This window comes from Lysobacter sp. 05T417, assembly GCF_056396405.1.
Map to the genome: position 1 here is coordinate 191,318 of NZ_JBFTLK010000003.1, position 23,630 is coordinate 214,947.

21 protein-coding genes are annotated in these 23,630 nt (G+C 65.7%); 9 read left to right on the forward strand and 12 right to left on the reverse strand.

Going from position 1 to position 23,630, the window contains the following annotated elements; all coding sequences use genetic code 11:
* Positions 1 to 103: 103 nt before the first annotated feature.
* The 5 genes from gloA to rluD all read right to left on the reverse strand — a co-directional run bounded on the left by gloA (position 104) and on the right by rluD (position 4,686).
* Complete coding sequence (gloA, locus tag AC1DER_RS06845) at positions 104 to 634, reverse strand: lactoylglutathione lyase (protein WP_477246109.1); 531 nt, start codon at positions 632 to 634, stop codon at positions 104 to 106.
* 59 nt (positions 635 to 693) lie between these two features.
* Positions 694 to 2,304 carry a SulP family inorganic anion transporter gene (locus AC1DER_RS06850; RefSeq protein WP_477246111.1) on the reverse strand — a complete coding sequence of 537 codons (1,611 nt, stop codon included), beginning with the start codon at positions 2,302 to 2,304 and terminating at the stop codon, positions 694 to 696.
* A 101-nt stretch (positions 2,305 to 2,405) separates the two neighbouring features.
* Positions 2,406 to 2,957: a DUF4166 domain-containing protein gene (locus AC1DER_RS06855; RefSeq protein WP_477246113.1), complete on the reverse strand. Its 552-nt coding sequence runs from the start codon at positions 2,955 to 2,957 to the stop codon at positions 2,406 to 2,408.
* Positions 2,954 to 3,709 carry a peptidoglycan editing factor PgeF gene (pgeF, locus tag AC1DER_RS06860; protein ID WP_477246115.1) on the reverse strand — a complete coding sequence of 252 codons (756 nt, stop codon included), beginning with the start codon at positions 3,707 to 3,709 and terminating at the stop codon, positions 2,954 to 2,956. Before pgeF ends, AC1DER_RS06855 begins: the two co-directional genes overlap by 4 nt.
* Positions 3,710 to 3,711: 2 nt before the next feature.
* Positions 3,712 to 4,686, reverse strand: coding sequence for a 23S rRNA pseudouridine(1911/1915/1917) synthase RluD (rluD, locus tag AC1DER_RS06865; protein WP_477246117.1), 975 nt, complete (start codon positions 4,684 to 4,686; stop codon positions 3,712 to 3,714).
* Positions 4,687 to 4,765: 79 nt separating this feature from the next.
* Here rluD and AC1DER_RS06870 point away from each other — a divergent pair, with 79 nt between their 5' ends.
* Entirely contained in the window at positions 4,766 to 5,611 is an 846-nt protein-coding gene (locus tag AC1DER_RS06870) for an outer membrane protein assembly factor BamD (RefSeq protein WP_441816726.1), read from the forward strand.
* A 60-nt stretch (positions 5,612 to 5,671) separates the two neighbouring features.
* Here AC1DER_RS06870 and AC1DER_RS06875 read toward each other — a convergent pair whose 3' ends face one another.
* From AC1DER_RS06875 to sucC, 3 genes are all read right to left on the reverse strand, one after another.
* Positions 5,672 to 7,306, reverse strand: coding sequence for an NAD+ synthase (locus tag AC1DER_RS06875; RefSeq protein ID WP_477246119.1), 1,635 nt, complete (start codon positions 7,304 to 7,306; stop codon positions 5,672 to 5,674).
* Between the two features lie 127 nt (positions 7,307 to 7,433).
* The gene (gene sucD, locus AC1DER_RS06880) at positions 7,434 to 8,309 is read right to left on the reverse strand and encodes a succinate--CoA ligase subunit alpha (RefSeq protein WP_441816728.1); all 876 of its coding nucleotides are present in this window, start codon (positions 8,307 to 8,309) and stop codon (positions 7,434 to 7,436) included.
* Between the two features lie 12 nt (positions 8,310 to 8,321).
* A complete protein-coding gene (gene sucC / locus AC1DER_RS06885; RefSeq protein ID WP_477246121.1) occupies positions 8,322 to 9,488 on the reverse strand; it encodes an ADP-forming succinate--CoA ligase subunit beta in 1,167 nt (388 codons plus the stop codon).
* Positions 9,489 to 9,758: 270 nt separating this feature from the next.
* On the opposite strand from sucC, the gene AC1DER_RS06890 reads away from it, so the two are divergent.
* The 8 genes from AC1DER_RS06890 (at position 9,759) to AC1DER_RS06925 (ending at position 19,366) form a co-directional block, all read left to right on the forward strand.
* Entirely contained in the window at positions 9,759 to 11,381 is a 1,623-nt protein-coding gene (locus AC1DER_RS06890) for a sensor histidine kinase (RefSeq protein ID WP_477246123.1), read from the forward strand.
* Positions 11,382 to 11,484: 103 nt separating this feature from the next.
* The gene (locus AC1DER_RS06895; RefSeq protein ID WP_477246125.1) at positions 11,485 to 12,936 is read left to right on the forward strand and encodes a sigma-54-dependent transcriptional regulator; all 1,452 of its coding nucleotides are present in this window, start codon (positions 11,485 to 11,487) and stop codon (positions 12,934 to 12,936) included.
* A 409-nt stretch (positions 12,937 to 13,345) separates the two neighbouring features.
* Positions 13,346 to 13,753 carry a pilin gene (locus AC1DER_RS06900; RefSeq protein ID WP_477357786.1) on the forward strand — a complete coding sequence of 136 codons (408 nt, stop codon included), beginning with the start codon at positions 13,346 to 13,348 and terminating at the stop codon, positions 13,751 to 13,753.
* A 173-nt stretch (positions 13,754 to 13,926) separates the two neighbouring features.
* Positions 13,927 to 14,334: a pilin gene (locus AC1DER_RS06905; protein ID WP_477246129.1), complete on the forward strand. Its 408-nt coding sequence runs from the start codon at positions 13,927 to 13,929 to the stop codon at positions 14,332 to 14,334.
* Positions 14,335 to 14,419: 85 nt separating this feature from the next.
* Positions 14,420 to 16,303, forward strand: coding sequence for an ArnT family glycosyltransferase (locus tag AC1DER_RS06910; protein ID WP_477357789.1), 1,884 nt, complete (start codon positions 14,420 to 14,422; stop codon positions 16,301 to 16,303).
* Between the two features lie 14 nt (positions 16,304 to 16,317).
* A complete protein-coding gene (locus tag AC1DER_RS06915; RefSeq protein ID WP_477246133.1) occupies positions 16,318 to 17,427 on the forward strand; it encodes a glycosyltransferase family 4 protein in 1,110 nt (369 codons plus the stop codon).
* Positions 17,427 to 18,350, forward strand: a complete 924-nt coding sequence (locus tag AC1DER_RS06920) for an NAD-dependent epimerase/dehydratase family protein (RefSeq protein ID WP_477246135.1) — start codon at positions 17,427 to 17,429, stop codon at positions 18,348 to 18,350. The genes AC1DER_RS06915 and AC1DER_RS06920 overlap by 1 nt, the downstream gene beginning before the upstream one ends.
* Positions 18,323 to 19,366 carry a glycosyltransferase family 2 protein gene (locus AC1DER_RS06925; protein WP_477246137.1) on the forward strand — a complete coding sequence of 348 codons (1,044 nt, stop codon included), beginning with the start codon at positions 18,323 to 18,325 and terminating at the stop codon, positions 19,364 to 19,366. Before AC1DER_RS06920 ends, AC1DER_RS06925 begins: the two co-directional genes overlap by 28 nt.
* On the opposite strand, the gene AC1DER_RS06930 is transcribed toward AC1DER_RS06925, so the two are convergent.
* From AC1DER_RS06930 to AC1DER_RS06945, 4 genes are read right to left on the reverse strand one after another with little or no spacing between them, the layout of a single operon-like run.
* Positions 19,363 to 20,142, reverse strand: coding sequence for a class I SAM-dependent methyltransferase (locus tag AC1DER_RS06930; RefSeq protein ID WP_477246139.1), 780 nt, complete (start codon positions 20,140 to 20,142; stop codon positions 19,363 to 19,365). The two genes, AC1DER_RS06925 and AC1DER_RS06930, sit on opposite strands and share 4 nt — an antisense overlap.
* Entirely contained in the window at positions 20,139 to 21,119 is a 981-nt protein-coding gene (locus AC1DER_RS06935; protein ID WP_477357792.1) for a glycosyltransferase family 2 protein, read from the reverse strand. Before AC1DER_RS06935 ends, AC1DER_RS06930 begins: the two co-directional genes overlap by 4 nt.
* Positions 21,119 to 22,138: a glycosyltransferase gene (locus AC1DER_RS06940; RefSeq protein ID WP_477246143.1), complete on the reverse strand. Its 1,020-nt coding sequence runs from the start codon at positions 22,136 to 22,138 to the stop codon at positions 21,119 to 21,121. The genes AC1DER_RS06935 and AC1DER_RS06940 overlap by 1 nt, the downstream gene beginning before the upstream one ends.
* The gene (locus AC1DER_RS06945; RefSeq protein ID WP_477246145.1) at positions 22,135 to 23,592 is read right to left on the reverse strand and encodes a lipopolysaccharide biosynthesis protein; all 1,458 of its coding nucleotides are present in this window, start codon (positions 23,590 to 23,592) and stop codon (positions 22,135 to 22,137) included. Before AC1DER_RS06945 ends, AC1DER_RS06940 begins: the two co-directional genes overlap by 4 nt.
* Positions 23,593 to 23,630: the final 38 nt, after the last annotated feature.

Here is a 23,630-nt window from a genome sequence, read left to right on the forward strand (position 1 = left end):
CCCTGAAACAGTGTGTGGACTTGCAGTCTAGGTAACGGACCGCAGGCAACACTCAGGGATTGGCGCTATGCGGACCTCGGAGGACCCCTCACTTCGGATGCGATCAATCCCGCGCCGTTGGCTGCAGAATCTCGACCCAGTAGCCATCAGGGTCCTTGATGAAGGCGATGTCCTTCATCCGTCCGTCGCTGAGGCGCTTCTGGAAGGGCACACCCAGCTGCTCGAAACGCGCGCAGGCGGTCTCCACGTCGGGCACCGACACGCAGATGTGGCCGAACCCGCGTGGCTCGCTGTTGCCGTCGTGGTAGGCGAAGCCGGCGTCATCCTGCGTGCCATGGTTGTGGGTCAGCTCGAGCACGCCGCGCTGGCTCAGCAGCCATTCGCCGCGTGCCGGCTCCGCGGCCGGGATCTGCGCCGGATCGTCGACCAGCACCAGGAAGTACAGGCTGAACTTCGCTTCGGCGAAGTCGCGCCGCCGAACCAGCGTGAAGCCGAGCACGCGCGTGTAGAAATCCAGCGACCGGGTGACGTCTTTCACCCGCAGCATCGTGTGGTTGAACACGAACTGCCGCGTGGACGCGTTGCGCTGGGCGCTGACGCCGGGAATGGCATTGAGCTCGTCTTGCAGGGACATCGCAACACTCGTCAGAAAATGAGGATGTGGATTCTAGTCGGGCCACGATGACCGCGACATCAATGCGCCGCGTCCGGCGAATCGACGGGGACCGCGTCGCGCTGCAGCGACAGCAACGCCAGCAGCGCGGCGAGCGCGACGTAAGCGCCCGCGAACTGCCACGACAACACGCGCGGAAGTCCTTCCAGCGTCCACGGCCAGTAGATGCCGCCCTGCGGATGCACCGAATGGATCAGCCCGAACAGTGTCAGCGCCGCGCCTGCCAGAAGAAACGCGCTCGCGCGCAGCAGGCGCCCGTCAACCATCGCCGCCACTGCCGACGTCCAGATCATCGCGGTGATGATGAAACCGTTGCCGAGGGTGATGATCACCGCCATTTCCGGCAGACCGTGGCCGTCGCTGGTGGACATCAGCCGGGCGAAATTCTCCGGCGCGATCCAACCCGGATTGCCGACCTTGATCGCCAGCATGTATGCCACCGACGGCAGGAATCCCAGCACCATCGCCGTGGCATGGCGCCGCGGCGTGGCCTGGAACGCCTGCGTGGTGATGTCCAGCGCGACGTAGACGATGATCGGCGCCAGCACCGCCAGCGGCAGCCACTGCACCAGCCCCGAAACCAGGCCGAGCATGCCGCCAAGGCCGATGAACAAGCCGGTCAGCAGCGTGTAACCGCTGCGCGCGCCCATGTGCTTGTAGGCCGGCTGGCCGATGTAGGGTGTGGTCTGCGCGACGCCGCCGCAGAAACCGGCGACCAGCGTCGAGAACGCTTCGGCCAGCAGGATGTCGCGGGTGCGGTAGTCGTCACCGGCAGCGCGCGCGCTCTCGCTGACGTTGATGCCGCCCACCACCATCAACAGGCCGAACGGCAGCAACAGCGGCAGGTACGGCACCGTTGCCGGCAGGCCTTCCAGGAAGCCCAGCGTCGGCCACGGCAGCACCAGGCGCAGTGGCGCCGGTTCGGGCCAGTGGAACCCCGGCGCCAGCCCGGCCGCGCCAAGTGCGTAGTAAAGAACAGTGCCGAAGACGAAGGCGACGAACACGCCCGGCAGCCGCACCGGCAGGCGCCCCTTCGCGATCAGCACATACAGCAACAAGCCGAGCGTGACGAAGCCGACCACCGGCGAGCGCAGCGCCTCGACCAATGGCAGGAAGCCCATCAGCACCAGCGCGATGCCGGCGATCGAACCAAGCAGGCCGGCGCGCGGAATCAGCCGCGTGACTGCATCACCGGCAAAGGACAGCACGAACTTGAGCACGCCCATCACCACCAGCGAGGCCATGCCGAGTTGCCAGGTGGCGATCGCCGCGGCGTGCTCGTCCATGCCCTGCTGCTTGAAGGCGACGAAGGCCGGGCCGAGCACCAGCAACGCCATGCCGATGCTGGTGGGCGCGTCCAAGCCGAGCGGCATCGCGGTGACGTCGTCGCGACCGGTCCTGGCGGCCAGGCGGCGCGCCATCACGGTGTAGATCAGATTGCCAACCAGCACGCCGAATGCGGTGCCCGGGAACATCCGCGCGAACACGACCTCGGCCGGAAAGCCGAAGATGCCGATCAGCGCCGCGGCGATGAATCCCAGGATCGACAGGTTGTCGACGACCAGGCCGAAGAAACCGTTGAGGTCGCCGGCAACGAACCAGCGGCGGGAAGGTGCATGGGAGTTGGCCAAGGCATCGGCTCCGGAAGGATCGGGGCATCGTAGCCGAGCGACTGCCCGTGCAGGCATGACCTTTCGTTCTGGTGCCCGATCAATCGATCACCGCGACGACGTCATTCGACGTCCAGCCATCCCCGGTAGTGCACCACCAGCCCGACCCCCGGCAGCTTCGCGGCAACATCGAAGCGGTAGCGATGGTCGCGCTCGTACTCGCGCGCGGTGACCCCGGCGAACCAGCGCAGGGGCAGCGGCAGGCCCAGCGCGCTGACCCTGGCGACATGCCAGACCACCGCAGGTCCGGCGCCGGGCAGTTGCTCCACATCGAGGCGGAACGCAAAAACGAGCAGGCCCAGGCGCTCGCGCAGCAGCGACCCGCTTGCCCACAAGCGCGAACGCATCGCCTTGCCGGCAAACACCCGCGCCCAGCGTTCGCCGGTCGCATCAGCGTCGATCTCGACCTTGATGCTGCCGCGGCCCGGCGCCGGCAGTTGCGCCGCCCAGGCGCACAGCCGGGACAAGATTCCGCTGCCGCGATCGACTTCGACCTTGCCGTGGTAGCGGCGGCAACCACTACGGTCGTGCAGCGCGCGCAGGGTCGGCGGCAGTTGATCGAACCGCGCGGCAAGAAGTTGTCGGTACAACGACTGCGGCGCGGTGATGGTCATTTGCCCGGTTCGATCCAGATCAGGGAGGCCATGCGGCCGCCGCGCTGGTCGCGGCGGTGCGAGAAGAAGCGGTCCGGCTCGGCGATCGTACACAGGCCGCCGCCGTGGATCCGGCCGGCATCGATGCCGACCGCTTCCAGCCGGCGCCGGGCCAGCGCGTACAGGTCCACGCGCCAATGGTGCGGACGGGTGCTGACGAAAGCGCTGCCGGCGCTCCAGTCGCGCGAGACGAACGCGTCGTACACCTCTTCGCCGATTTCGTAGTGCTGCGGCCCGGCGGCAGGGCCGAGCCACGCATGCAGGCGCTGTGGCGGCGTGCGCATGGCGGCGACGGTGTTCTCGAGAACGCCGCCGACAAGTCCACGCCACCCGGCATGCGCGGCGCCGACCTCGCTGCAATCCTCTGCGCAGAAAAGCACGGGCATGCAGTCGGCGGTGAGGATGGCCAGGACCGTGCCGGCGGTGGAGGTCACTGATGCGTCTGCTTCGGCCTCATCTTCTTCGGTACGGCCGAAGCGGGCCACATCGACGCCGTGCACCTGGCGCAACCAGCACGGTTCCGAAGGCAGCCGCGCAGCCTCCCGCAACAGCGCCCGATTGCGCAGCACCGCCGCGGGCTCATCGCCGGCCCGCAGGCCGAGGTTGAGGTCATCGAATGGCGGCTGCGACACGCCCAGACCGTGCCTCAGCGTGGTGAAGGCCCGCACCGATGCCGGCAGCGGCCAATGCGCCTCCAGCCAGGGGGCCGGCACCCTCAGCGCTCCCGCGCGGCCGCGGCTGCGGTGTCGTCGTGAAGCGCCTTGACCAGCTCGCGCAGGTCGTCGGGGACGGGGGCGGTGCAGCGCACCTTCTCGCCGGTCACCGGGTGCACGAACTCCAGCGTCTCGGCGTGCAGCGCCTGGCGCTTGAAAGCGCGCAGCGTCGCGATCAGCTCCTCGGTCGCGCCCTTGGGCAGCTTCAGCGGGCCGCCGTACAGCGGATCGCCGACGATGGGGTGCTTGAGGTGCGCCATGTGCACGCGGATCTGATGGGTGCGGCCGGTTTCAAGGCGGCATTCCAGCAGCGTGTGCGCGCGGAAGCGTTCGCGCAGGCGGAAATGGGTGACCGCGTCGCGGCCGTCCTCGCGCACGGCCATGCGGATGCGGTCGCGCGGGTGTCGGTCGATCGGCGCATCGGCCGTGCCGCCCGATACCAGCGAACCCAGCACCACGGCCACGTACTGGCGGTGGACTTCGCGCGAGGACAACTGCTCGATCAGCGCGGTATGCGCCGGCAGGGTCCGCGCCACCACCATGACGCCCGAGGTGTCCTTGTCGAGGCGATGGACGATACCGGCCCTGGGCAGGGTGTTGAGGGAGGGGTCCCGGTGCAGCAGGGCATTGACCAGGGTGCCGGCCGGATTGCCGGCGCCCGGGTGGACCACCAGCCCGGCCGGCTTGTTGATCACGATGACGTGCTCGTCCTCGAAAAGGACGTCCAGGGCGATGTCCTCGGGCTCGGAATGGGTCTGGACCTCGAGCGCGGCATGGAGGGTGACCGCCTCGCCGCCACGGACCGGATCGCGCGGGCGGACCTCGCGGCCGTCCAGGCGGGCGTCGCCGGACTTGATCCAGGAAGCCAGCCGGGACCGGGAAAAATCAGGGAAAAGCTCGGCCAGGACCGCGTCGAAGCGGCGCCCGGCGGCGCTGTCCGGGACGGTGGCACGGAGGGGCGTGGCGGAATTGTTCATCGGAGGGGAAGGATTCAGGGCTGCCGCGCAGGGGCTGCTATTATCCGACCTTCGTACCTTCGGCGCCCGTGTACCTGCCATGACCCTACGCTCTGCCCCTTCGCGCCTGCTGGCGCTGCTGCTGATCGTCGCTTTTGCTGGAGTGGGCTGTAGCAAGTTCAAGAACAAGGACGCCGATGAAGGCGTGCCGGTCGAGCAGCTCTACGAGAAAGCCCACAAGTCGATGACCAACGGCAACTGGTCGGCAGCCGAGACCACGTTCAAGCGCCTGGTCGCCCAGTACCCGTACGGCCCCTACACCGAGCAGGCCCTGGTGGAGACCGCGTACGCCCAGTACAAGTCGGGCAAGCACGATGACGCGATCAGCAGCATCGACCGCTTCATCCGCACGTATCCGACGCACAAGAACATCGCGTACATGTACTACCTGCGCGGCCTGTCCAACTCCAGCCGCGACACGGTGTTCCTGCAGCAGGTCTGGACGCTCGACGCCAGCCGCCGCGACCTGGCCACGCCGCTGCAGGCATTCAACGACTTCTCCATCGTCGCTGACCGCTATCCCAACAGCCGCTACGCCGAGGATGCGCGCACCCGCATGCGCGGCCTGCGCGACATGTTCGCCCGCCACGAGCTCGACACGGCCCTGTACTACCTGCGCCGCACCGCCTACGTGGGTGCGATCGAGCGCGCCAAGTACCTGCTCGAGACCTACCCGCAGAGCCAGTACCAGAACGACGCCGTTGCCACCCTGGCCGCTGCCTACGAAGGTCTTGGCAACCAGGCGCTCGCCGCCGACGCCAAGCGCGTGCTGCAGCAGAACGATCCGAACCACCCGTATCTGGCGGGCAAGTGGCCGGACTACCCGAGCAACTTCCGCAAGCTCAACCCGTTCGCGGGCGAGAAGTCGGCGCTGGACAACGACTGACCGGGTCGTCGGGATGCAAACGAAAACGCCGCCTCCGGGCGGCGTTTTTGCATCTGGCCCCTAGCCCCGATACCCGTTGCTGATCGGGTAGCGCCGCTCGCGACCAAACGCGCGTCGCGACACCTTCGGTCCCGGGGCGGACTGGTGGCGCTTCCACTCGCTGATCCGCACCAGACGCAGCACTCGCTCGACGGTGGCCGCATCGAAGCCGGCAGAGACGATCTCGTCGTACGACTGCTCCTGGTCGACATGGCGCAGCAGGATCGCATCGAGCACGTCGTAGGGCGGCAACGAGTCCTGGTCCTTCTGGTTCTCGCGCAACTCGGCCGAAGGCGGGCGATCGATCACCGCCTGCGGAATGACGCGATCGCCGACCGTGTTGCGCCAGCTCGCCAGTGCGAACACCTCGGTCTTGTACAGGTCCTTCAGCGGCGCATAGCCACCGCACATGTCACCGTAGATGGTGGCGTAACCGACCGCGTACTCGCTCTTGTTGCCGGTGGTCAGCAGCAGCCCGCCGAACTTGTTGCTCATCGCCATGAGCAGCGCACCGCGCGTGCGCGATTGCAGGTTCTCTTCCGTGGTATCGACGGGGCGATCAGCGAAGTGCTCGGCCAAAGCGTCCAGATACCCCTGGAATGGCTTCTCGATTGGCACGGTCAGCAGGCGCACGCCCTGCATCTGGCATTGCTCGACGGCCAGGTCGTTGGACAGGTCGGCGGTGTAGCGAGACGGCATGCGCACGGCGGTGACGTTGCCGGCACCGAGTGCATCCACGGCAACGGCCAGCACCAGCGACGAATCGATGCCACCGGACAGACCCAGCCATACCTTCTCGAAACCGTTCTTGCGGCAATAGTCGCGGGTGCCGCGCACCACGGCGCGCCAGGCCAGCGCATCGCGGCTCTCGTCGCCGTCTTCCATCCATTCCACCGCTTCGAAGCGGCGCGTGTCGGCATCGAAATCCACCACCAGCCACTGGTCGGTGAAGGCGGCCGCCGCCGGATGCACCGTGCCATCGCCGTCGGCAACCACGGAGCCGCCATCGAACACCAGCGCGTCCTGGCCGCCAACGCCATTGAGATAGACCAGGCCGACGCCGGTTTCCTGCACGCGCTGGGCCAGCAGCATGTCGCGCTCGGCATGCTTGTCGCGCTCGAACGGCGATGCATTGGGCACCAGCACCAGCTCGGCGCCGGCGGCGACCGTGCTGGCCAGCGGCTCGGCGAACCACAGGTCCTCGCAGATGATCAGCCCGACCTGGACGCCGTCGACATCGAACACGCAGTCTTCGCGGTCCGGGTCGACATCGAAATAGCGGCGCTCGTCGAAAACCGCGTAGTTGGGCAGCTCGCGCTTGCGATAGGTGTGCGAGACATGGCCGTCGCGCAGCACGCTGGCGGCGTTGTAGACCACGCTGCCGGCGGCCTGGGGCCAGCCGACGACCGCGACGATGCCCTGGGTGGATGCCGCGACGCGGTTGATCGCCGCTTCGCAATCGGCCAGGAAGCCCGGGCGCAGCAGCAGGTCCTCGGGTGGATAGCCGCTCAACGCCAGCTCGGGGAACAGCACGACATCGGCGCCGTACTCGTCGCGCGCCTGCGCGATCATCTGCGCGATGCGCTCGGCGTTCTGGTGGACCGCGCCGACCGGGAAATCGAACTGGGCCAGGGCGATGCGAAGCGGATTGGACATCGAAGTGCCACCTGCTCTGAAACCCTCCCGCGGCAGCGGAGAGGGCTGGGAATAGAGCTGCATTCTCCCAGAAAAAGAAAAAGGCCACCCGAAGGTGGCCTCTTTCACAACGCTGGCAACCGGCGGATTACTTCGCCAGGCGCTTGGCGATCGCCGCGCCGAGGTCGCCCGGCGACTTCACCGTGGTCACGCCGGCCTTTTCCATCGCCGCGAACTTGCCTTCGGCCGTGCCCTGGCCGCCCGAGGCGATCGCACCGGCGTGGCCCATACGCTTGCCCTTCGGCGCCGAAGCGCCGGCGATGAAGCCGACGACCGGCTTGGTCACGTACTTGCTGATGAACTCGGCCGCTTCTTCCTCGGCCGAACCGCCGATCTCGCCGACCATGATGATGCCCTCGGTCTGCGGGTCTTCCTGGAACAGCTTCAGCGCGTCGATGAAGTTGGTGCCGTTGATCGGGTCGCCGCCGATGCCGATGCAGGTCGACTGGCCCAGGCCCACGTCGGTGGTCTGCTTGACCGCTTCATAGGTCAGCGTGCCCGAACGCGAGACGATGCCGATCTTGCCCGGCATGTGGATGTGGCCCGGCATGATGCCGATCTTGCACTCGCCCGGGGTGATGACGCCCGGGCAGTTCGGACCGACCAGCACGACGTCCTCGAAACCCTTGAGGGTGTTCTTGACGCGCAGCATGTCGAGCACCGGGATGCCCTCGGTGATGCAGACGATGACCTTGATGCCGGCATCGGCCGCTTCCAGGATCGCGTCGGCCGCGAACGGCGGCGGCACGTAGATGACCGAAGCGTCGGCGCCGGTCGCATTGACCGCGTCGCGCACGGTGTTGAAGACCGGCAGGCCAAGGTGCTGCGTGCCACCCTTGCCCGGGGTCACGCCACCGACGACCTTGGTGCCGTAATCGAGCATCTGCTCGGCGTGGAAGGTGCCCTGCGAGCCGGTGAAGCCCTGGACGATCACCTTGGTGTTCTTGTTGATCAAAACGGACATGTCTGTGGCCCCTTACTTGCCAGCGACGGCGGCAACCGCCTTCTTCGCGCCATCGTTGATGTCGTCGGCCGGGGTAATGGCCAGACCCGAGTTCTTCAGAATTTCCTTGCCGGCTTCGACGTTGGTGCCTTCCAGGCGCACGATCACCGGCACCTTGACGTCGACTTCCTTCACGGCGGCAATGATGCCTTCGGCAATCATGTCGCAGCGGACGATGCCGCCGAAGATGTTGACGAAGATCGCCTTGACCTTGTCGGACGACAGGATCAGCTTGAACGCTTCGGTCACGCGCTCCTTGGTTGCGCCGCCGCCGACGTCGAGGAAGTTGGCCGGCGAACCGCCGTTGAGCGAGATCACGTCCATGGTGGCCATGGCCAGACCGGCGCCATTGACCATGCAGCCGATGTTGCCGTCCATGGTGACGTAGTTGAGGTCGTGCTGGCTGGCCAGCACCTCGGTCTCGTCTTCCTGGCGGATGTCGCGCATCGCGGCCAGGTCCTTGTGGCGGAACGTGGCGTTGTCGTCGCTGTTGATCTTGCCGTCGAGCACGGCCAGATCGCCGTTGGTGAGGATGGCCAGCGGGTTGAGCTCAACCAGCGCCAGGTCCTTCTCGTTGAACAGCTTGAACAGGCCCAGCATGATCTTGGTCAGCTGGCCGACCTGCTTGGCGTTCAGGCCCAGGGCGAAGCCGAGCTCGCGGCACTGGTAGGGCTGCAGGCCCTGCACGTAGTTCACGTGCAGCGTCTTGATCGCGTCCGGGTTCTCCTCGGCGACCTTCTCGATCTCCACGCCACCCTCGGCGGAGGCGATGAAGGTGATGGCCTGGGTCGAACGGTCGACCAGCACCGACAGGTACAGCTCGTTGGCGATGTCGGTGCCTTCGGAGATCAGCACCGAGTCGATCGGCAGGGCGACGCCGGCGGACTGGTAGGTCTCCATCCGGGTGCCGAGCATGGCCTGGGCGTACTGCTTGACCTCGTCATAGGACTTGGCGAGCTTGACGCCGCCAGCCTTGCCGCGGCCACCGGCGTGGATCTGCGCCTTGACCACCCACAGGTCGCCAGGGATGGCCTTGGCCGCCGCGACGGCCTCGTCAGGGGTGCGCGCAACGCGCCCGGCCGGAACAGCGATGCCGTAGTCGGCAAACAGCTGCTTTGCCTGATATTCGTGAAAATTCATGCGTCACCGAGGGGAGTAATAAGAATCCCCGCGGTCCGGCACGGCCGCAGCGCGAGGGGGCCGTATTGTCGCCGATCAGGGCGGTTCGGGCAAAACACCCCTCTGCCCCGCCGAGGCGCTTGCAGGCACGTTGTCCTGCCCTCTGCCTTTGCGGGAGAGGGACAGGCCGCCGCAGGTGGCCAGGAAGAGGGGCGGCATCGGCCACATCTGGCAACAATGTCCCGCCGCCCCCCATACTCGCGACAACCGCCCGCCTTCCAGGACAGCCGCTTGCCGCTTGCTCTCGCCCCGATCGATGCCGCCGATGCCGATCGGGCGCTGCGCCGCGAGCTCTATTTCTTCACCCTGTACCGGCTGCTCGAAGCGGCACTGCTGGTGTTCTTCCTGTTCGGGCCGGCCACCGAGCTGATCGAGCCGTTGCGGCACGCCCTGGGCGCGCGCGCGGTGGCCCTGTCCTACCTCTTCATCGCCGCCTTGCTGTTCGCCTTCGGCAAGCGTGGCGAGCTGCGCAGCCAGACCCTGACCGGCATCGCCGCCGATCTGTTCTTCGGCCTGCTGGCCATGCACACCATGCCTGCCGCGGGCACCGGCATCGCCCTGATGCTGCTGTTCAACGTCGGTGCCGCGGCCCTGCTGCTGCCGCCACGCTATGGCCTGGGCGCCGCGGTGGTGGCGGTGCTGGGGCTGTTTGGCGAGTACGCCTGGAGCACGCTGGACCCAAGCTTCGCGCGCCGCACGCTGGCCGAACCGATGATGTTCGCCATCGGCTACATGGCCGTCGCCACGCTGACCAGCATCCTCGGCCGGCAGATGCGCGACAGCTACGACCTGGCCGAGCGCCGCGGCGCCGAAGCCGCGCACCTGGGCGAGATCAACGAGCTGATCATCCGCCGCCTGCGCACCGGGGTGCTGCTGGTGGACCGTGGCGATTGCATCCGCCTGGCCAACGAGGCGGCGATGCTGCTGCTGGGCGACGCCGGCGAGAGCACCGACCCGCACGGCCAGCGCAGCCTTGCCGTGGCAGCGCCGGAGCTCGCGCGCCGCCTGCAACGCTGGCGCAGCGATGGCACCCACAACGACAGCCCCGTGCAGTTGGCCCCGGACCTGCCCGAGGTGGTGCCGCGCTTCACCCGATTGCTCGCCGGCAGCGACCAGGTGCTTCTGTTCCTCGACGACACCTCCCTGCTCTCGCGCCACGCCGAGTCGATGACCCTGGCCACGCTCGGCCGGTTCTCGGCCAGCCTGGCCCACGAGATCCGCAACCCGCTGGCCGCCATCAACTACGCCGTGCAGCTGCTGGAGGAATCCGACGACATCCCGACCGCCGAGCGCCGGCTGCTGGAGATCATCCGGCAACAGGGCATGCGCATGAACGGCATCGTCGAGAACGTGCTCGGCATGGCCCGGCGCGAACCGGCCAAGCCCGAGCACGTCGAGCTGGTCGGCTTCGCCCGCATGTTCGTCGAGGAGTACCTGGAGAGCCATCCGCTCGACCACGACACGCTTCGCACCAGCGGCAAGGTCGCGCGCCTGCCGGTGATGATCGACCCGCGCCAGCTGCACCAGGTCCTGACGGTGCTGGTGCACAACGCCCTGACCTATGGCCGCATGCCGGGTGAGCCGGCCAAGGTGTCTGTCCATGTATATGCAGACGAGGCCGGGACGCCGTCCATCGACGTTCTCGATCGTGGCCCCGGCATTCCCGAATCGGTGGCATCGCGCCTGTTCCGGCCGTTCTTCACCACCTCCAGTCACGGCACCGGCCTTGGCCTGTACATCGCCCGCGAACTCTGCCGGGCAAACCAGGCCACGCTGGACTACGTGGCGATGCCGGGCGGCGGTGGCTGCTTCCGCATCCGCCTGATCGGCAGCCACACCCTGATGACCGCCTGATCGCGTCGATCGTGTCTCCAACACCGTGCTGAATGCGCGGAACCCGCCGAATCGGCTTGGCTCTTCACGCTCCCTTAAGTTATCGTGAGGGACGGAGGGGACGATGGCCGAAACACGTAGTGCACTGGTGGTTGACGACGAACGCGACATTCGCGAGTTGCTCGTCATGACATTGGGGAGGATGGGATTGCGTTGCGACACCGCTTCCACCCTCGGGGAGGCACGCAGCCAGCTGTCCCGGAATCAGTACGACCTCTGCCTGACCGACATGCGCCTGCCGGACGGCTCGGGCATGGACCTGGTCGCCGAGATCAGCCAGAAGCACCCCGAGACCCCGGTCGCCATGATCACCGCCTTCGGCAACGTCGAAGCCGCGGTGGAGGCACTGAAGGCCGGCGCGTTCGATTTCGTCGCCAAGCCCGTGGACCTGGCCGTGCTGCGCGACCTGGTCCGCCACGCCCTGGACCTCAACGAGAGCCGCCGCAGCGCGCCGCCGGCCGATGCCGTCGCGGCCCGCCTGTACGGCCAGTCGCCGGCCATGACCACCCTGCGCCAGACCATCGCCAAGGTCGCGCGCAGCCAGGCGCCGGTCTATATCGTCGGCGAGTCGGGCGTGGGCAAGGAACTGGTCGCCCGCACCATCCACGCCGAAGGCGGCCGCGCAGGCGGCCCGTTCGTTCCGGTCAACTGCGGCGCGATCCCGGCCGAGCTGATGGAAAGCGAGTTCTTCGGCCACAAGAAGGGCAGCTTCACCGGCGCCCACGCCGACAAGCCCGGCCTGTTCCAGAGCGCCGACGGCGGCACCCTGTTCCTGGACGAGATCGCCGAGCTGCCGCTGTCGATGCAGGTCAAGCTGCTGCGCGCGATCCAGGAAAAGTCGATCCGCCCGGTCGGCGCCAATGTCGAAGTGCCGGTCGACGTGCGCATCCTGTCGGCCACGCACAAGGACCTTGGCGCGCTGGTTTCGGACGGCCGTTTCCGCCAGGACCTTTACTACCGCATCAACGTCATCGAGCTGCGCGTGCCGCCGTTGCGCGAACGCCAGGACGACCTGCCGGGCCTGGTGGCCATGGTGCTCAAGCGCCTGGCCACGGCGCAGTCGCGGCCGGTGCCGGCGCTCAGCGACGACGCCCTGGGCGTGCTGCGCAGTTACTCGTTCCCGGGCAACGTGCGCGAGCTGGAGAACATCCTCGAGCGCGCGTTGGCGCTGGCCGAAGACGAGATCCTGACCGCCGACGACCTGCGACTGCCGCAACCGGCACACGCGCAAAGCGCGGTGTTCCCGCCGCCGGCGAATGCCGCGGCCAACAATGGATCGCCGGCGCCGGCACCGATCGCCGTGCCGGGCCAGCCGATGATGGCCATCGACCCGCGCACGCTCAACCCACGCGACACCGCCAGCAGCCCGCTCCCCTCTTACATCGAGGAAATCGAGCGCGCGGCGATCCAGCAGGCGCTGCAGGAAAACCGCTACAACAAGACCCGCACCGCGGCCGCGCTGGGCATCACCTTCCGCGCGCTGCGCTACAAGCTGAAAAAACTCGGGATCGATTGAGCGCACGGGTGCGCTGCAAATTGCCGACCACATTGAATCCCGGCACACGCCGGGATTCTTCTTTTGGGTCGCAAAGATGACCGAGCGCACATGCTTTGGCAGCATCTGCCCCCGGCAGTCGTTTGGCACCCGATCGGGTCCAAACCCGCCCCAGCCTCGGTCCGGCGGCGCTGCTGACGCATAGCGTCACTGACCCACCCAAACTGACAAATATCGTCACTGCCGCTTTGGCGGGTTCTGACATTTTGCGTGAACGCATACCCAGAATGGCAAGTAGAACCGCCAAAACCACCCTTGGCACGGCTTATGCGTGTATTTTCAGCGCACGTGCCGTGAGCACGGCTGCCCGAGGATCGGAAGGCCCGAACCAATGGCACGTGAAGCAATAAAACACTCCTAGGGGAAACACATGAAGAACAACCAGCAAGGCTTCACCCTGATCGAACTGATGATCGTCGTTGCGATCATCGCCATCCTGGCCGCGATCGCGCTGCCGGCTTACCAGGACTACGTGGCCCGCTCGCAGGTCACCGCTGGTCTGGCCGACATCCGTGGCGGCGTGACGGCGTTCGAAGAGCTGATCAACAAGGGCAGCCCGACCACCTTCACCAGCCAGGCCCTGATCGGTCTGCAGCAGACCACCACGCGCTGCAAGACGATCACCGTCGATGGTAAGGAAGCCGGCTCGATCGCGTGCGAGCTGACCGGCAACCCGAAGGTCGCCACCAAGACTGTCACGCTGACCCGCGCCACCTCGGGTGCGTGGACCTGCGCGACGACGGTCGATGCGAAGTACAAGCCGGCCGGCTGCAGCTGATCTGATCCATAAAAAAGCCCCGGCCTTGGCCGGGGTTTTTTTTTGCCCGCGCTCTACCATTCAGGCCGCGAAATCGCCCGCTGGTCAGCCAAGTCGGATCGGGAATCCAATCGGACGCAACTTGGCACGCATCGTGCACCTGTTAACGAAGTTATATCTGCAGGGGGCAGATGATGCGAAACCAGCAAGGATTCACCCTGATCGAACTGATGATCGTCGTGGCGATCATCGCGATCCTGGCGGCCATTGCCATTCCGGCCTACCAGGACTATGTGATTCGCGGCCAGCTGACGGCCGGCCTGCAGGAAATCACGGGGGGCAAGTCCACATTCGAGTCCCAGGTCATCGCCAACAGCGCAACCACGTTCAACGTGACCGATCTTGGCCTGCATTCTCCGACGCCACGCTGCACCATCACCATGAATCCGTCCGCGAGCAACGGCTACATCCGCTGCACGCTCAAGGGCAACCCGGCGATCGCCAACGAGACCATCGAAATCGCCCGCAGCAGTTCCGGCGCATGGACCTGCAAGGTCTCCTCCGGCGTGCAGGACAAGCACAAGCCGGCAGGCTGCGTCTGACTCGTGACTTACGCCTCGAGAATGCGCGCGCGACCCTGCTTCGGAGCGATTACACTTCCGGATCGTCGCTATTGAGCGCACTTTGATGCATGCAGCAAGCCGTAAGACCCTGCTTCTCGCGTTTGTCCTGCTGTCTGCCGCCGCTCTGGTCTACTGGCCCGGCCTGAGTGGCCGGTTCCTGTTCGACGACTTCCCGAACATAGTCAGCAATCCCCTGGTTCATCTCGAGGCCTGGTCCTGGTCCGGGCTAGCCTCTGCCGCGCAGGCTTATGAGCACGGTGCGTACGGCAGGCCGCTCGCCACGATCAGTTTCGCCCTCAATTATCTGATTGGCGGTTCCGACCCGTTTGGCTACAAGGTCGGGGGCCTCATCGTCCACCTCATCAACAGCGCGCTCGTCTTCCTGCTGGTGCGCAAGCTGTTCCGCCTGGTGAGTACCGAAGCCTGGACGACAGCCACGGCCTTCACCGTGGCCCTGCTCTGGGCCGTGCATCCGCTCCAGGTCTCGTCGGTGCTGTACGTGGTGCAGCGCATGGAGACCCTGTCGCTCACGTTCGTCCTTGCCGCGCTTCTGGCCTACCTGCAGGGCCGCTGCGCACAGATCAAGGGCGAGGCTGGCTGGCCTTGGCTGCTGTGCTGCATTCCGCTGGTGGTTCTTGGCCTTCTCAGCAAGGAAACCGCGATCCTGTTTCCTGCGTTCGCCCTTTCGCTGGAACTGACCGTCCTCGATTTCAAGGCACAGTCCGGCCGTACGAGCCGGTCGTGGAAGTGGGCCTACGGTTGCGGCGTTGCGCTCGCGGTCGTGCTGTTCGCAACCGTAATCCTGCCGCCGTACCTTGAGCCTTCGATGTTCGAGTTCCGTGGCTTCACGCTGTCCGAGCGACTGCTCACGCAGCTGCGGGTCCTGCCGTTGTACCTCGGGCAGATGTTGTTGCCGCTGTCGGGAAGCCTGACGTTCTACTACGACACGTTCCCCATCTCGCACGGCTGGCTGGACCCGGTCACGACGTTGCTGGGGGGCCTGCTGCTTCTGGCCTTGCTCGGGACCGCATTTGCCCTGCGCCGGCGGGCACCGCTGGTCAGCCTGGGCATCTTCTGGTTCTTCAGCTGCCACCTGCTGACAAGCAATGTTTTCCCGCTCGAGATGGTGTTCGAGCATCGCAACTACTTTGCGCTTCTCGGCGTGCTGCTGGCTCTGGCGGACCTAGTCCGGCGCATCCCGATGCGCGATGGCCCCAGGCTCAAGTACGCCGCGGTGGCGGCAATCGTGCTGACGATGGCCGGCCTCACCCTGTTGCGTTCGGCTACCTGGGGCAACTCGCTCCACCTGGCAATGGACCTCAGCGCGAAGAATCCAATGTCGGCCCGTGCGAGCAACGACCTCGCCGAGCAGTACATGTTGATGGCTGGCGGCAGCAGCAATTCGCCGTTCTACAGCATGGCGGTCCAGGAGTTCGAACGTGGCGCACGACTGCCGAATGCATCGCCACTGCCCGAGCAGGGCCTGATTCTCTTCGCCGCAAGCCTCGGCAAGCCCGCACAACAGGACTGGTGGGATCGGCTCTATCACAAGCTTCGCACCAGGCCGCTGGGACCGCAGGAGGAATCCGCGGTTGCCGGCTTGCTCAAGCACCGGTACCAGGGCATTGACCTCGACGACCGGAAGCTCGCGCAGGCCTACATCATCCTGACCGATCGCACCAAGGTCCCGAACTACGTCTACGCGCAGTTTGGCGACCATGCCATCAAGTACCTGCATGACGATGCGCTCGCCGACCGGATGTTCCTGGCTGCGATCAACCGCAATCCCCATGATGCCGACTACGCAATGCAGACGTTTGCGACCCTGGTGGCGGATGGTCACAAGCGGCAGGCGCAAGTAGTGATGGAGCGTGCCAAGGCTTTGGGACTCGCGCCTGAAGGAAAGGTCGCGGGCGTGCCCGGTCCGGCAGCCTCTGGATCCCGATGACCTGCGGGGCGTAGATGAAAGCCTTGATGGTCAGTACGTCGTACCCAACCGACGATTCGGACTGGAAGGGATTGTTCATTCGTCGACTCGCCGAAGCGCTGGCGAGGCGTCGCGAAATCGATCTTCGCCTGTGGTCGCCACCGGGCCCCCTTCCGGGGAATTCCCGCCTGGATCTGACTCCCGATGAGCAGCGGTGGCTCCTCAAGCTCATGGCTGATGGCGGTATCGCCCATCTGATGCGCACCAGTCGCGTGGCCGGAGGCATCGCCGCCGCGCAGCTGTTGTACTACTTGCGTCGCGTATTCCGCCGCAACCAGGACGTCGACATCTATCACGTCAACTGGCTGCAGAATGCCCTCGCCCTGCCGGCGAACCGACGCCCCGCGCTTCTAACCGCGCTGGGGACGGATATGCAGCTGCTGCGCCTGCCAGGCGTCAAGGCCTTGCTTCGGCGCGCGCTTCGCAACCGGCAGGCAGCAATCTGCCCGAATGCCGAATGGATGGTCGAGCCGCTCAGTGCCGCCTTCGGCGATGTGGCCAGGATCCAGTACGTTCCGTTTGGCGTTGACCCGCGGTGGTTCCAGATCCAGCGCCAGCCGCCAGACGCAGAACCCAGACGTTGGCTGGTCGTCTCGCGACTGACGCAGAACAAACTGGGCCCACTGTTCGACTGGTGCCGGCCGCATTTCGAATCCGGCCAGCGCGAGCTGCACCTGCTCGGCCCGATGCAGGAGCAGGTCGAGGTCCCCTCCTGGGTCCACTACCATGGGCCCGCCACTCCGGATCAGCTTGCCAATCGCTGGTTTCCGCAGTCTAGTGGCCTCATTACGCTGAGCCGGCATGCCGAGGGGAGGCCACAGGTGATGCTTGAAGCCATGGCCGCGGGCCTGCCGATTGTCGCCTCGGGAATTGCCGCCCACGAGGACCTCCTCAAGCATGGTCAAACCGGTTGGATCTGCGCGGACCCGGACGCGTTTGCCGACGCAATCGGCGCCTCGGAAGGCGATGCCGGCACAGCGATCGGAGAGAACGCACGAACCTGGGTACGCAACGAGATCGGCACGTGGGACGACTGTGCGCAACGTTACGTTTCACTCTATGAAGGCCTGACACGGGAAACCTGATGGCGGAGTCGATACTTGTCCTGGGAGCATCGGGCTTCATCGGTCGCCGGCTCTGCGAAGCCTTCGCAGACGACGGCTTCGATGTCGTGGCCGCGACGCGGCGCCCGGTATCGTTCGACGATCCGCGGATTCGATCGACCTTCGGAACGTTCGACACCCCGCAACAGTTCGCTGCCCTGCTTGAAGACTGCCGACTCGTGGTCCATGCGGCCTCTTCGAGCACGCCCGGCAGCAGCGCCTCCGATCCGCTTTCCGAACTGAGCGCCAACCTCCAGCCGACGCTCGCGTTGCTCGACGCCATGCAGCACAGGCCGGACGTCCCGCTGATCTACATTTCGTCCGGCGGGACGCTGTATGGCGACCATGCCATGCCGCCCTACTCGGAAGGCACGCTGCCGGCGCCTCGCTCGTTTTACGGGGCAGCCAAGGCCAGCGCGGAGATGTTCATCAGCGCCTGGGCTTCGCAGTCGGGCGGATCGGTGACGATCCTGCGCCCTTCGAATGTCTACGGCCCTGGGCAACACTCACGGTCGGGATTCGGCGTTGTTCCCGCCGCATTCGGTTGCGTGATGGCCGGGACGCCATTCACGATCATTGGCGATGGCCAATCCGTTCGCGACTATCTGTACATCGACGACTTCGTTGCCGCATGTCGGCTCTCGCTCCACGCGCCCGTCCGCCAGGGCGTGACGACCTTCAACGTGGCCAGCGGCCACGCAGTGCCGTTGTCGATGCTGCTCGATGCGATCGACCAGGTGACTGGAACTCCGCTGCAACGCATCCACGTGCCCAGTCGCGCAGTCGACGTTCGCAATGTCACGCTCGATTGCAGCCTGCTGCAGAAAACCCTGGGCTGGCACGCCGATACCGACCTTCACCGCGGACTTGAGCAGACATGGCGCTGGATCTCGACGCTCCAGTAGGCGAGGCTCGCCCGGTCTGTACGGTCTGTATCGCCAATTACAACGGCGAAGCGCTGCTCGGCCCCTGCATTGAATCCATCCTGGCGCAGGACTGCGGGTTCGCGGTCGAGATCATCGTTCATGACGATGCCTCGACCGACGGATCGATGGCGTTTCTCCGAAGCCACTTCCCGCAAGTGGAGGTCATCGCCAGCACGTCGAACGTCGGCTTCTGCGTCTCCAACAATCGAATGGTGGCCAAGGCGAGCGGCGAATTCATTCTGCTGCTGAACAACGACGCTGCGCTGGCCAGCGATGCACTGCGGCGCCTCCACGAAGAGTCGCGCCATAGGCAGCGTGTTTCCGTGCTGACGTTGCCCCAGCGCGATTGGGTAACCGGCGACCTCGTTGATCGCGGCTGCCTGCTCGATCCCTTCTATAACCCGGTTCCCAACCTGGATCCGTCACGCTCCGAGGTCGCCTACGTGATCGGCGCCTGCCTGTGGACCACCCGCGACCTCTACCTGTCCCTGGGTGGACTACCGGACTGGATGGAGTCGATCGGTGAGGACCTCTACCTCTGCTGCGCGGCCCGGCTGCAAGGCGTCGATGTGGGCGTCCTGCCCGACAGCCATTACCGTCATCGCCAGGGCGCGAGCTTCGGAGGCAACCGGCCTGATCAAGGGAAGTTGAGCACCACCTATCGCCGAAGGTTCCTGAGTGAGCGCAACAAGACCGCCGCCCTGCTGTGCTGCACCCCGACCGCAGGGGCCTGGCTGCTGTTGACGATGCACCTGTTCATCCTTCTGCTGGAAGGGTTGGCAGTCAGCATCGCCACCGGCAAACCGGCGGCCTTGTGGCGGATATACCTGCCGGCGATCCGATCCACCCTGTCGGGCCTTCCCGCTCTTCGCAAGCGCCGCAAGCGGCTGCAGCAACGGCGTTCCATCCCGGTCGGAACCTACTTCCGCGCCTTTACGCTCGCACCCAGAAAGCTGGTGCTGCTGTTCCGCCACGGATTGCCGAAGTTCCGCTAGGCAGCGCCTGCAAGCGCAGCCTTGGAGAAAAGGAAGAAGGGCTCCCGCGCGTTGACGCCATGCACGCCAGCATCGATCTGGGGCAGCAGCTCGTCGTGCGTCGCGACGCCAGGCAACAGGCCCGAGGCGGCAAAACGATCGACGATGTCGCGGCCATACAGTCGCACGTGGTCGTCCTGGCCGAACGCCTGCAGCCGTGCATCGGGATCGTCGATGCCTTCGTCCTGCCAGGTGCTCCGCAACATCGGACTGTATGGCGTCTGCAGGATCGCGATCCCGCCCGGCTTCAACACACGGTGGATCTCGTCGGCGGCAACCCTGTCGTCGGCGACATGCTCCATCACGTGATTGGCCACGACCACGTCAAAGGTTCCGGACGGGAATGGGATCGCCATGATGTCCACGTCGATCACGTCGGCCGCACGCGGGTGGAGGTCGCACTTCACATAGTTTGAGGGACCGCTCGAGCGGATCACTTCGGCCACGGCCGGCTCGGGTGCGAAATGAAGGACGCTCGCGCCGCGCAGGCGCGTGTCGACTCCTGCCGCGCGCATATAGAGAAGCAGATGCCTGTCGCGATCGTTTGAGCCGCAGCACGGACACTGGTAGTTGCGAAGGTCGCTCCCCACCCAGTGCAAGGCCCGCATCAGCGGCGGAAACACGCTGTCGCCGCCGGGATACGACAGGAACCATCCGAATCGCCGCCCGCACACGGCGCAGAGCTTGCGCGATACGGGAGACATTCTCGCCAGAAGAGCCCGGATTTTCCTGATCACGCGTCAACGCCCCCAACCTTGTGCCACTTGCGCAAATCGACACGCATGACGCGATCGACACGTCCGGCGCAGCCTCGAGCGCCGTCAACAAACCCACGTACGATCATCGCAACCTGCCTGCGCCTGTTGGATGCAAACAATGCATGCGCGTACACGTTGCCAAGGCTGTAGAGGCTTGCCTTCATCGCCCATCGGCGTGGCGTGTAGGGCAACCGGCAGACCAGGACGAAGTTCCTGATCCGGTAGTAGAGCCTCACCGGCGAGTACTCGCTATAGGAACGATAGCCAAAGAACCACACGCGCATCATCCTCTCGCCAAGCCGATGACGGATGCGGGCGTTGGCGGTGGCGAACATCCCCAATCCCAGTGCCCGCGCGCGGTGGCACCATTCCATGTCCACGTAGTCGATGAACAATGCCTCCCTCATGCCGCCGACGGCGAGCAGGGCGGCACGCGGGACAAGCGTCCCGGAACTGATCGACGTGACAACTTCGACCGTGGGCTGGCCGGGCTCGACAACGACATTCCGGTAGAACTTCTTTCCCGGGTTTACCGTCTGGAATGGGAACACCTGACCGGTGGTCTCGTCGAAGTACTGGGCACTCATCCCGCCGACCCGACCACCTCGCCCGGAAACCTCTTCTGTCGACCGGATCAGCTCGGCCACCATGCCCGGCTCGGGCAGGCTGTCCTGGTCGCTGAGCAGGAGGTAATCGTGCCCTTCGGCAATCGCTGCGTCGACGCCGACATTCAATGCAGCGGCAATTCCAAGGTTGTCACCGAAACGGACCATGCGCAGATTGGCGATCGCCAGCGCGGCGACGATATTCCAGACTCCATCATCTTCGCGCGCCCCGTTATCGACCACCAGGACGTCGGCCACCTGCATCGACAGCGACCTGAGCAGGTCGTGCAGCGCGGCGGTCTCCGGGTGGAAGGTCACGACAACGGCAAGCACCCTCGGCGACGACGCCATCATCCTTCGCTCCGCGTGTACATGGCGAACTCACGCGCGGCGCGACGTGCTTCGATCAATGGCACCGCAATGGCCGACATTGCCGGACTGCTGGCCAGCCATCCCGCAAGCCGGCGCCCCGGCGACAACTGACCGGGATCGTTCTCGCGCAACCATCCGATCGCCTCGTTTGCATGCTCCGGGCTGCGCGCGAGCAGTGCCTGCTTCAGCATTTGCCGGTACAGCGCGGAAAGGGCCGACTTGCGGACCGGATCGGCGACGGCAAAGTGCTGACAGAAGTCCTCGACGACCTTCTTGTAACTGTCGACAATTCTCAGCGTGGACCTGTAACCGGAGTTCATCGCCGATCCGGGCGCCCGACGATAGGTCGCCGTCGCGTTGTCGATGTATCCGATCCTGGACGTCGCGGCGATGTAAAGGCTCAGCGGCCAATCGAACACGCCATAGGACGCAACGTCGAAGCCGGCATCGAGGTACTGCCTCGCCAGCGATGTGCGTACACACAAGGTGCAGGTCTGGATGAAGTTCCCGGCGAGCAGACGTTCGAAGATCTCGCCGCTGGGCACGTCTGTGCGAAGCGCCTCCTGGAAACGCGGCAGCTCCCGCCAGCCCCCCATCAACCAGATCAGATGCGAGAACTCGGTGTGTACCGCGCCGCATTCCGGGTGGAGCTGCATGAACTCGACTTGTTGCTGCAGCTTGCTGGCGTCGCGCCAATAGTCGTCGCCTTCGCAGAAGGCAATCAGGCCACCTCGCGCCGCACGGATCAGGCGCCGGTAGTTCCGGTGCATGCCCACGTTCACCGGCTCCTGGATGAGGCGGACGGAGTCGGGATGCTCGCGCTGGAACCGCGCGGCGACTTCCGCGGTCGCGTCCTTCGAGCAGTCCTCGCCAATCAGGATCTCGATCGGGAAGTCGATGCGTTGCGACAACACGCTTTCGATGGTGCGGGCCAGGTAAGGCTCATGGTTGTACGCCGGGATCAACACGCTGACCGTGGGTAAGACAGCGACGCTCATCGGCGCGCTTCCCCGGTCGATCGCGCCTGCGTTGCGAGGCGAAGCAGCGCAAGCATGTCGACGATTGCGTGCAGCCGCAGCATCCAGGCGATTACCGCGTACAAAGCGGCTCCCGCCAATACCGCCACCGCCAGTTCCAGTACGGCGCCCGATTGCCACGCGTCGAGCATCAGCGCCACCGCCAGAGCCATCAGTGCGCCTGGCACGAAGGACGGTGCGAACTCCCGGACCTGATCACGGATGCCATAGTCGACCAGCCGCCCTACCGTCCAGGCATTAACCAACAGCGAAACGACGCTGAAAGCGACCTGGCTCCAGGCAATGCCGAGGACACCGTGCATGGCGCCTGCAACCAGCAGCAGCAAGCCAATGGACTTCTTCACGACTTCGGCGCGGAACAGCGTCCGCGACTGCCCCAGCGCCATCAGCACGTTTACGTTGACGACGTGCATCGGCCACAGGACCCCGGCCAGGCACAGCACCCGCAGCACCGGCACCATCGGCAGCCATTTGTGCCCGAACACCGCCATCACGAACGGTTCGGCCACCACCATCAGCCCGAGCATCACAGGCACGTTCACCAGCATCAGGCCGCGAATCGCCAGCTGCATGCCGCGGCGCAACTGCTGCTTGTCATGCGCCGCCGCCGAGAACATCGGGAACGCGACCCGCGCGAACACACTGGACAGCATCCCCGCCGGAACCTGCTTGAGATTGTCGGCCTGGTTGTAGAAACCCACATCGCGCATGCCCTGGAACCGTCCGATGAGCGCGGCGTAGGCGCGGGTGTAGCCGACGTCCATCAGGTTCGAAACAAGCACGTAGCTGCCGAACCGGAACAGACTCCGGACCGAGTGCGCGCTGAACACCAGGCGCGGCCGCCAGCCGCTCCAGAGCCACAGCAGCGCCGTGCTGCAGGTGGTCATGGCCAACGACTGGATGGCGAGCGACCAGACTCCGAACCCGGCTGCCGCCAGCGCGACGGCCACGCCTCCGGACACCAGTGTCGAGACGACACCCACCTTCATCAGGGCACTGAACCGCAGGCGCTTGCTGAGAATGGCAACGTGGACGGCGCCACAGGATCCGATGAAGACAGTGAGACCGGCGATTGCCGACAGCCCGGCCAGCCTGGGCTCCTGGAAGAACCGGGCGATGGCGGGACCACAGATCGCCAGGACGCCGCCTGCCAACGCCCCGGCTGCGACGCTCAACCAGTAGACGGTCGACTCATCCTCGTGGGACACGTCCTGCCGCTGGATCAACGCGGTCGAGAACCCGCCTTCCACGATCACACCCGCCAGGCCAGAGAACAGCGCCAACATGGCCACCATTCCGAAATCCGCAGGGGACAACAACCGGGCGAGCACTGCGAGCAGCAGGAACTGCAGCCCGTATCGCGTCGTTATCTCCGCGCCGCTCCACGCGGTCGCAACGAGGGCGGTGTGCTTCACACCCCGTGCGGGCCGGGGTCGCTCCGGACTTGACGGGT